The organism is Blautia sp. ZXY-1-B12 (assembly GCF_056339915.1).
In genome coordinates this window covers 1-9707 of the sequence record NZ_JBWJVP010000262.1, presented here as the reverse complement: position 1 = coordinate 9707, position 9707 = coordinate 1, and the positions used below count along the sequence as shown (strand labels likewise).

The 9707-nt window shown below is 43.3% G+C and carries 10 protein-coding genes and 2 pseudogenes; all 12 read left to right on the top strand.

What is annotated here, in order from left to right:
- Window positions 1-265 (top strand): annotated as a pseudogene (locus AC075L_RS18495) (hypothetical protein); the annotation flags it as partial.
- A gap of 3 nt (window positions 266-268) precedes the next feature.
- Window positions 269-1078 (top strand): CpsD/CapB family tyrosine-protein kinase, encoded by an 810-nt coding sequence (locus AC075L_RS18490; RefSeq protein WP_476388003.1) that lies wholly within the window; start codon window positions 269-271, stop codon window positions 1076-1078.
- The gene (locus tag AC075L_RS18485; RefSeq protein ID WP_476388002.1) at window positions 981-2078 is read left to right on the top strand and encodes an LCP family protein; all 1098 of its coding nucleotides are present in this window, start codon (window positions 981-983) and stop codon (window positions 2076-2078) included. The genes AC075L_RS18490 and AC075L_RS18485 overlap by 98 nt, the downstream gene beginning before the upstream one ends.
- Before the next feature lie 89 nt (window positions 2079-2167).
- Window positions 2168-3382: a hypothetical protein gene (locus AC075L_RS18480; RefSeq protein WP_476388001.1), complete on the top strand. Its 1215-nt coding sequence runs from the start codon at window positions 2168-2170 to the stop codon at window positions 3380-3382.
- Window positions 3383-3405: 23 nt separating this feature from the next.
- Window positions 3406-3669 carry a hypothetical protein gene (locus AC075L_RS18475; protein ID WP_476388000.1) on the top strand — a complete coding sequence of 88 codons (264 nt, stop codon included), beginning with the start codon at window positions 3406-3408 and terminating at the stop codon, window positions 3667-3669.
- A gap of 157 nt (window positions 3670-3826) precedes the next feature.
- Window positions 3827-4042: pseudogene (locus AC075L_RS18470) on the top strand (transcription termination/antitermination NusG family protein); the annotation flags it as partial.
- A 192-nt stretch (window positions 4043-4234) separates the two neighbouring features.
- Window positions 4235-4705 carry an IS200/IS605 family transposase gene (gene tnpA, locus AC075L_RS18465; protein ID WP_118408900.1) on the top strand — a complete coding sequence of 157 codons (471 nt, stop codon included), beginning with the start codon at window positions 4235-4237 and terminating at the stop codon, window positions 4703-4705.
- A gap of 132 nt (window positions 4706-4837) precedes the next feature.
- Window positions 4838-5167: a hypothetical protein gene (locus AC075L_RS18460; protein ID WP_368215350.1), complete on the top strand. Its 330-nt coding sequence runs from the start codon at window positions 4838-4840 to the stop codon at window positions 5165-5167.
- Window positions 5168-5196: 29 nt separating this feature from the next.
- Window positions 5197-6651 carry a sugar transferase gene (locus AC075L_RS18455; RefSeq protein WP_476387999.1) on the top strand — a complete coding sequence of 485 codons (1455 nt, stop codon included), beginning with the start codon at window positions 5197-5199 and terminating at the stop codon, window positions 6649-6651.
- A gap of 1 nt (window position 6652) precedes the next feature.
- On the top strand, window positions 6653-7780 hold the full coding sequence (locus AC075L_RS18450) for a glycosyltransferase family 4 protein (RefSeq protein ID WP_476387998.1): 1128 nt from the start codon (window positions 6653-6655) through the stop codon (window positions 7778-7780).
- Window positions 7781-8980: a glycosyltransferase gene (locus AC075L_RS18445; RefSeq protein WP_476387997.1), complete on the top strand. Its 1200-nt coding sequence runs from the start codon at window positions 7781-7783 to the stop codon at window positions 8978-8980. It begins immediately after the preceding gene.
- A 25-nt stretch (window positions 8981-9005) separates the two neighbouring features.
- Window positions 9006-9707 (top strand): radical SAM protein (locus AC075L_RS18440; RefSeq protein ID WP_476387996.1); only part of this gene is annotated, 702 nt, incomplete at its 3' end.

Here is a 9707-nt window from a genome sequence, read left to right as displayed (position 1 = left end):
CGGACTGGACCGTATTTACCAGGTGGTAGGAAGCAGCGAACCTACAGTTATCGATTACTCAGAGGCAGAGGCAGTGGATGAGATCACTCCTGCACTGACAAAATATCTGGCGATTGGACTTCTGCTGGGACTTATCGCAGCCTGTGGACTGATCTGCGTACGTTACATGACAGACACTACATTAAAGACAGAGGATGATCTGAAGAGATATCTGGATATCCCGGTACTTAGTGTGATTCCTTATTACGAAGAGAAGAAAGAGTAGAAGATGGACAGAGAAGATAACAATATTGAATCCCTGTTTCAGGATCTTGTGAAAGAATCCGGATATACGGGAAGACAGACAGAGGTAATACATCCACATGTATCAGATGTATCTTTCCGCGTAAACGAGGCCATCAATGTTCTGCGTGGAAACATCCAGTTAAGTGGAAGCAATATTAAAACAATAGCTGTAACAAGCTCCGTTGCTAATGAGGGTAAATCATCAATAGCCTTCCGCCTGGCAAAGAGCATGGCAGGGCTTGAGAAGAGGATCCTCTTTATAGACTGCGATATCCGTAATTCTACCATACAGAACAGATATGATATTGTAGGCGAGAAGAAGGGATTAAGCGAATACCTGTGCGGAAATATCAGCAAAGAGAAGATCATCTACCGCACAGATGACAAATACCTTGACATGATCTTTACAGGTGCAGTGGCACCAAACCCAAGTGAGCTGGTATCAGGTCCGCTATTTGCAGAGTTGATGGAATTCGTGCGAAGCGTTTATGATTATGTGATCGTAGACACTCCGCCGCTGAATCTGGTTATCGACGGGCTGCTGATCGCCAAGCAGTGCGACGGAACCGTCCTTGTTGTGGAGAGCGGAAGGACAGACAGGGCACAGGCTGATAAGGCGAAGCAGCAGATACAGTATGCAGGTATCCGTCTCCTCGGCGCAGTGCTGAACAAAGCGCCGGTTTATGAGAAACATTATGGCTATGGATATGGCTACGGTTATGGTTACGGCTATGGCTACGGATACGGCTATGGAAAGAGCGCTAAGAAGAATGAGAAAGAAAAGAAGAAATAACCCTGTAAATAAGAAACAGATCATCATCAGTCTGGTGATCTGCCTGGCTGTAGCTTTGTTTGCAGCAGTTTTTATCCATATGGAACAGACAAAGCAGAAATCTATGCAGATCACTGCAGGGAACACCCACAATGTGGGCAACAGTTATAGAAATATTGTTTACAAAGGTCAGGAATATCAGTATAATAACCGTATCACAAATATTCTCTATGCCGGTGTGGACTCCACAGGCAAGCTGGAAGCTTCCTCCCAGTATGGAAATAAAGCCAGGGCAGACAGTATTGCCCTGGTGGTGATGGATGAGAAGAACCGCAGGATGACCATTCTCTCCATTAACCGTGATACCATGACTGATATCCGCAGATATACAATGAACGGCAATGACAAGGGACTCTATACCACGCACATCGGATATGCCTACAGCTACGGTGATGGGGGAAAGGTAAGCTGTGAGAGTCTCTGCGAGGCAGTATCACTTCTCCTTGGAGATATCCCTGTGAAGCGCTATGTAGTGACAAACCAGGATTCCATGCCCTATATCAATGAGCTGGCAGGCGGGATCACACTTACAGTGCCAAACAACGATCTTCAGGAGAAATATCCGGAGATGGTACAGGGAGCACAGGTTACCCTGGATGACAGCAGCATAAAGGATTTCCTTCAGTACAGGAATACAGAGGAGTCCTTCAGCAATGAGGGCCGTATGCAGAGACAGAAAGCCTATCTCACAGCCTATGTTGAGAAGATGCAGTCCATGGATGAGAATGATCTTGAGAAATCATGGGATTCCCTCGATGTGATGGATGATTATATCCAGACAAGTGTGACACGCAGCCAGTATCTGGGACTTGTGAAGACTCTTAAGAAAGCAGAGTTCACAGAGGACAGTATAGAGCAGCTTCCGGGAACAGACCAGGAGGGAGACCTTCATGATGAGTTCCATGTGGATGAAGATGCACTCCGGGAACTGATCATCCGTTTATTTTATGAAAAAGTATGACAGGCTGCTGTTTTTCAACCGCCTTGTTATAAAGTAACCGTAAATTAATAAGAATAGAGCCAGAAGAAGACAGAAAGGAAGGCATTCTTATGAAAAGAAAATATTTCAGCATTTTACTTGCAGCAATGACAATTGCAGCATCTGTCAATGTATATGCAGCCCCAAGTATCGGACAGATCATTCCGGAAGCTCCAAAGGTAGTTGAGGGAAATCTGTCAAACAACCAGCAGCTGATCGTAAAAGATGTTGATACAGGTGCCTACAAGGATAAAAAAGTTGCAGAGGTAGTAACAAAAGTAAATGATGATAATATCAAGGTAAACATGAATGAGATTCTGAAAGACCTTAAGGTAGATACAACAGAAACAATTAAAACAAACACAAATCAAAAAGTAAACCCTTCTCTGTATGAGCCTCTTACACCTTTCGTGGATTTGGCTATTAAGGAAGGCGATAAGATTACATATGAAACAAATGGCACTATCAAAACAACACTTACCATTGAAGCTGCCAAGGATGTGAAGAAGAAAGATGTACTTCTGATGCAGATCAATCCGACAACAGGAAAAGTTACCTTCGTTGCAATTGAGAAGCTGAACAAAGCCACAGGCGAAGTTACAGCCACCTTCGATTCACTTGGACCTGTAATGCTGATCGAGAAGGTTCCTGTTGTAACCAAGAAGGTTTCTCCTGAGAAATATGCAGACAAAAAGGTAGCTGATGCAGCAGAGAAGCTGAAAGATCAGAAAGCAGGCTTCACTCTGACAGACTTTATCGATGATCTGACAGACACAGAGAACAAAGAGATTACACTGGACAACGGACAGACCATCAATCTGGACGACTATGTCAGCGCAAGCAGTCTTATAGATATGGCAATCAAGATGTCAGATGATTACTCCTATGATATGTCCGGTTCCCTTGACGCACAGGTAAACTGTGACATCGACAGTGTTGACTGGAAGAGTCTTGTAACTGCTAATGATGCAGACTTTGACATTGATACAGCAGAGGGCGACCTGAGCCTTCTTACAGAGATAGAGCCATTCACAATCCCTGACAGCATTGTTGTACAGGCAGATGCTTCTACAGGAGAGCTTAACTACCTTGCAGAGCCTGAACTGAGCTTCGCATATCCTGAAAAAGAAGAAGAGGAAGCAGACGACACAGCTGATGCAGAAGATGATCTGATGAGCTGGATCGTTAAGGATGAAGCAGGCTCTTCTGAACAGCCAAATCTTGTGATCAAAGGCGAATTCAAAGGCATGGGACCTCTTGCAATCTTCACAAAAGATGCAAAATAATCTGATAAGAGAGGAACAGTTCAATGTCACGAAAATCTCACAGACACAAACATAAAAAAAATAAATTCATGTCCTCAGTGCTCTACTATGTGTTGGTTCTTGCTCTGGTAGCAGGCCTTCTGTTTGTTGTAAAGGTAAACCACCAGGAACGTGCAGAACGCACAGAATACAAAGAAAAGCTGGCCGGCAAAGAGACAGAGGAAGATATCGGCGTACTGGACGACATGATGGTACGACCAACAGCAGAACCTACGGAAACACCAACTGATACAGCAGCAGGTAAATGATAAAAAGTACCAAAAATTATTGCATCTTTTTGGCAATAAAGCTATAATAACGTGTAGATAAGACAAAAGGTCTATAGTCTTTGAATCGTCGCTTTGCCGCGTTTAAGGATATTGATTTACATATCTTGAAGAGAATCTGTCTTGAAATACAGGCAGAATGGCGAAGCATACCCAAAATACGGAGGTAAAATATCCAATGTGGTATGTGATGCAGGTGCGAACAGGCACAGAAGAGAACATCCGCTGCCAGTGTCAGCGGCTCATAAGCAGCGATATACTGAAACGCTGCTTTATTCCCTACTATCAACAGAAGAAACGATTTCAAGGCAAATGGCATATCCAGGAAAGAATCCTCTTTCCCGGGTATGTCTTTTTAATTGTTAGGGCAAAGCCCTGTTTGCCATTGTGGAGTTTTTCGCTGATCCGAAAAACGGAGCTTTGGAAAACAAATAAACCACCTGCTATGCAGGTGAGTCAGCATTGCTTCAGCTTACAGAAAAAAACCTCCGGTGGTATAATTAATGTAGGTTCGCCAACCGCACTAATATACACAGGAGGTATCCATATGGATAATAATAGTTTATCACATACAAAGTGGAATTGTAAGTATCATATTGTTTTTGCACCAAAATATAGAAGAAAAGTAGCATATGGAAAAATTAAACAGGATATAGCAGATATTTTGAGTATGTTATGCAAAAGAAAAGGTGTAAAAATTATTGAAGCAGAGATATGTCCAGATCATGTACACATGTTAGTAGAAATTCCGCCAAGCATAAGTGTATCGTATTTTGTAGGGTACTTAAAAGGAAAGAGTACATTAATGATATTCGAAAGACATGCAAATCTGAAGTACAAATATGGAAACAGACATTTCTGGTGTCGCGGATATTATGTAGATACGGTAGGGAAAAATGCAAAGAAAATACAGGAATATATAGCAAATCAGTTACAGGATGATCTGGAATATGATCAAATGACACTGAAAGAGTATATTGACCCGTTTACGGGTGAGCCAGTAAAACGTAACAAATAAAGATAAGCCCGAAAGGGCTTTGTAGGTAAATGATGTTGCGCTTGGCGAACCTATTTCGATGAGTCTTTAGACTCCAGTGCCGGTAATAGACCCTTATAGGGTCAAAGCAAACCACCGGCTAAGCCGGTGGTCGTGATTGCCGAAAATCTGGAACAGCTGGCTGAAAACCTGAGAAAAGTCACAGGAATGACCCGGCTTCTGGGAACAGGAGATGAGATCATCCCCCTATCTCAGGAAGAAGTAGAGCTGCTTCTGAAGCTGGGAAAAGAAGAACAGCTGGTAGCCATGTCCACAGGGATCATAGAGAATGATCAGGTCAGGATACTCACAGGACCATTGCAGGGCATGGAAGGTTATATCAGAAAAATCAACAGACACAAAAGAAAAGCCTGGGTTTCCATAGAAATGTTTGGAAGGAGCGTGGATATGGAGGTTGGGTTGGAAATAGTAAAAAAAGTATGAGAAAAAGAAGGAGAAACTAAGGAAGGCGTATGTATAGAAAAAAATCAAGAGGATGGTATAAACACAAGGACTTTATATTTATAGATCTTGTGTGTTTACTTCTGTCTTTAATACTAGCATATCTGGTTCGAAATGGTTCTGTCCGGAACTTATTTGAACTGGGAATATATCATAATATGATATTCTTTGTAATACTGGCAGATTTATTTCTGATCATTATTTTTGAATCTTATAAAGGCGTTCTGAGGAGAGGTTATTACCAGGAATTACGTTCTGTTATCCAGCAGATGATCCTGATAGAACTGGCAAGTGGTCTGTATCTGTTCACTGTCAGCAATGGACACAGCTTCTCAAGGACAGTTCTGTATCTTATGGGAGTCTTTTATGTACTCCTGTCCTATGGCACAAGAATAATATGGAAAAAACACCTGATCCATAAAATGGCAGAAGGTGGAGAACATTCACTCTATATTGTAACAAATTATAATCTTGCGTCAAAAGTAATCCGGAATGTAAAAAATCATAATTATAATCGATACAACATCAATGGTCTCATAATCATTGATAAAAATATAGCAGGCAGGAAAATTGAAGGAATTCCGGTTGTGGCAGATTTAAAGAATGCTGCATCCTATATTTGTCAGCAATGGGTAGATGAAGTTTTTGTAAATGTAGATACGTCTTATCCATATCCCCATGAACTGATAAATGAACTGCTGGAAATGGGAATGGCAGTTCATGTGAACTTGGCAAAAGTCAGAAGCACCCCCGGACAGAAACAATTTGTAGAGACAATAGGTGGATATACAGTTCTGACGACCACTATGAACTATGCTACGGACAGACAGGCACTTGCCAAAAGAGCACTGGATATCCTGGGTGGACTGGCAGGCTGTCTTCTGACAGGGATTATCTTTATCTTTGTGGCACCGGCCATTTATATCAGCTCTCCGGGTCCGATCTTCTTCTCACAGATACGGATCGGTCAGAATGGAAAACCATTTAAAATGTACAAATTCCGAAGCATGTATATGGATGCAGAAGAACGCAGGGCAGAACTTATGGCACAGAATAAAATGAGTGATGGCCGTATGTTTAAGATTGATTTCGACCCCCGTGTAATAGGAAATAAAATCCTGCCCGATGGAACCAGAAAAACCGGGATAGGAGAATTTATCAGAAAAACATCACTGGATGAATTTCCACAGTTTTGGAATGTGCTCAATGGGACTATGAGCCTTGTGGGCACCAGACCTATATTACAAGATGAATTGCAAAAATATGAACTGCATCACAGAGCCAGAATTGCCATCAAACCGGGGATTACAGGTATGTGGCAGGTAAGTGGAAGAAGTGACATCACAGACTTCGAAGAAGTAGTGAGACTGGATACAGAATATATCAGTAACTGGAACTTTGGACTGGATATAAAGATTCTGTTTAAGACAGTGATGACAGTACTGAAGAGAGAAGGATCCGTATAATATGGAAAGAAAACTGGCAGTCTCTATGTTCGGTCAGAAGCGACTGAGCAGAGAAGGCGGAATTGAAATTGTGGCAAAAGAACTTTGCACCAGAATGGTGCAAAATGGCTGTACAGTCACCTGTTATAACCGTTCCGGCCATCATGTGAGTGGTGCAGAGTATGACAATAAAACAGAATATGAAGGAATCCGTCAGAAATATGTTCCGACTATCGAGAAAAAAGGGCTTGCAGCTGTGAGTTCTTCTTTTTTTGCAGCTTTTTACAGTGCATTTGGAAAATATGATGTGGTACACATTCACGCTGAGGGGCCTGCATTTTTTGCATGGCTGCCAAAGCTGTTTGGAAAAAAAGTGGTAGTTACCATACATGGAATAGACTGGCAGCGTGAAAAATGGAAATCAGGTTTTGGTTCAAAGTTTATCCGACAGGGCGAAAAGAATGCCGTGAAATATGCAGATGAGATTATCGTTCTGAGTAAAGGTGTCCAAGACTACTTTAAAAATACCTATGACAGAGATACATGGTTCATTCCAAACGGTGTAAACCGTCCGGAAATCAGAAAAGCGGAACTGATTACCCAAAAGTTTGGCCTGACAGAGAATTCCTATATCTTGTTCCTTGGCAGGCTGGTACCGGAAAAAGGCATCCGATATCTGATAGAAGCATTTAAAAATGTCTGTACAGATAAGAAACTGGTCATTGCAGGCGGTTCCAGTGATACAGACTCCTTTATGAAAGAACTGCAGGAATCAGCAAAGGAAGACGACAGAATTATTTTTACAGGATTCGTACAGGGAAAGATACTGGACGAACTGTATAGTAATGCGTATATTTACACCTTGCCTTCTGATCTGGAGGGTATGCCGCTGAGCCTGTTGGAAGCTATGAGCTATGGCAACTGCTGCCTGGTCTCCGACATTCCCGAATGTACAGAAGTCGTAGAAGATAAGGCATTGATTTTCAAAAAGTCAGATATAGAGGACTTGAAAGAAAAGATTCAGGATGCCTGTGACCATCCTGAAAAAGTTATGAAACTGAAACAACAGGCAGCAGATTTTGTCTGTAAGAAATACAACTGGGATGAGGTTGTAAGGGAAACGATGAAGCTATACAGGAGAAAATCATAGATGAAAGTGTTAATGATAAATAAATTTCTGTACGCCAACGGCGGTAGTGAAACATATATATTCAAGCTGGGAGAAGTACTGGAACAGCATGGACATGAGGTTCAGTACTTCGGTATGGAGCACGAGGGTCGCTGCGTTGGCAACCGGGTCAATGCTTATACATCTGATATGGACTTCCATGGCGGTAGCAAACTGAGCAAGCTGACTTACCCCATCAAGACCATCTACAGCAAGGAAGCGCGGGTGCAGCTGAGAAAGGTTCTGGACGACTTCAAGCCGGATGTCTGTCACCTGAACAACTTCAACTACCAGCTGACACCTTCCATCATTCTGGAAATCGTGAAGTGGCGCAAGGAGACCGGAAGGGATTGTAAGATTATCTTCACGGCACATGACTACCAGCTGGTCTGCCCGAACCACATGCTGAACAATCCGAACACGCACCAGAACTGTGAGAAGTGCCTCGGCGGTCATTTCGTGAACTGCATGAAAGGAAAGTGCATCCACGGTTCCACGGCGAAATCTGCCATCGGCATGATGGAAGCCGAATTCTGGAAGTGGAAAGGTACCTACAAGTACATTGACACCATGATCTGCTGCTCAGAGTTCATGAAGAGCAAGATGGACAGCAATCCTCTGTTTGCGACGAAGACCGTGGCAATGCACAACTTCATCGATAAGGTGGAGTGGAAGGAGACGGAGAAGAAGGATTACGTCCTTTACTTCGGCCGCTTTTCTGAGGAGAAAGGCATCGGCACACTCATCAAGGTCTGCAAGGAGCTGCCGGATGTGCAGTTCATCTTCGCTGGCACCGGTCCTCTGGAAGAGACGGTAAATGGCATTAAGAATATCAAGAACGTTGGCTTCCAGAAAGGCGAGGCACTGGAGAAGCTGATCCGTGAGGCACGGTTTTCCATTTACCCTTCTGAGTGGTATGAGAACTGCCCGTTCTCCGTGATGGAATCCCAGATGTATGGCACACCGGTACTGGGAGCTGAGATAGGTGGTATCCCGGAGCTGATTCAGGTTGGCAAGACCGGCGAGCTGTTCGAGAGTGGTAACGGGAAAGATTTGAAGAGAAAGATAGAGAAGCTCTGGAGTGATAAGAAGCTGTGTGCGGAGTACAGTGCGAACTGCAAGGACATTAGCTTCGATACCATTGATGAGTATTACGAGAAAATTATGAAGGTTTATAGATAAAAAGAGAGATAGAGGTATTAGAAAAATGGCTAACAATAACGAAAAAAAGTTAAATGGTACTGTCATCGTCACTTATCGCTGCAACGCTCGTTGCTCCATGTGCAACCGTTATAAAGCACCTTCCAAGCCGGAAGAAGAAATCAGCATCGAAACCATCAAGAAGCTGCCAAAGATGTACTTTACCAACATCACCGGTGGTGAGCCGTTCATCCGTACCGACCTGAAGGATATCGTGCGTGAACTGTACAAGAAGTCTGACCGTATCGTTATTTCCACGAACGGTTTCTTTACAGATCGTATCGTTGATTTGTGTAAGGAGTTCCCTCAGATCGGTATTCGTATCTCTATCGAGGGTCTGGAGCAGACCAACAATGAGATTCGTGGCCTGCAAGACGGCTACCAGCGTGGTTACGGCACACTGAAGAAGCTGCGTGAAATGGGCATGAAGGATGTCGGTTTTGGTATGACCGTTCAGGACAAGAATGCTCCTGATCTGGTTCCGCTGTACAAGATTTCCAACGAGATGGGCATGGAGTTTGCAACCGCTTCCCTGCACAACAGCTTCTATTTCGTTGAGGCCAAGAACATCATCCACGACCGTCCGATGGTCGCAAAGAACTTTGAAAATCTGGTCAACGAACTGCTCCGTAGCAACAGCCCGAAGAAGTGGTTCCGTGCATACTTTAATCACGGTCTGATCAACTCCATGCTACGGCCAGAAGCTCTC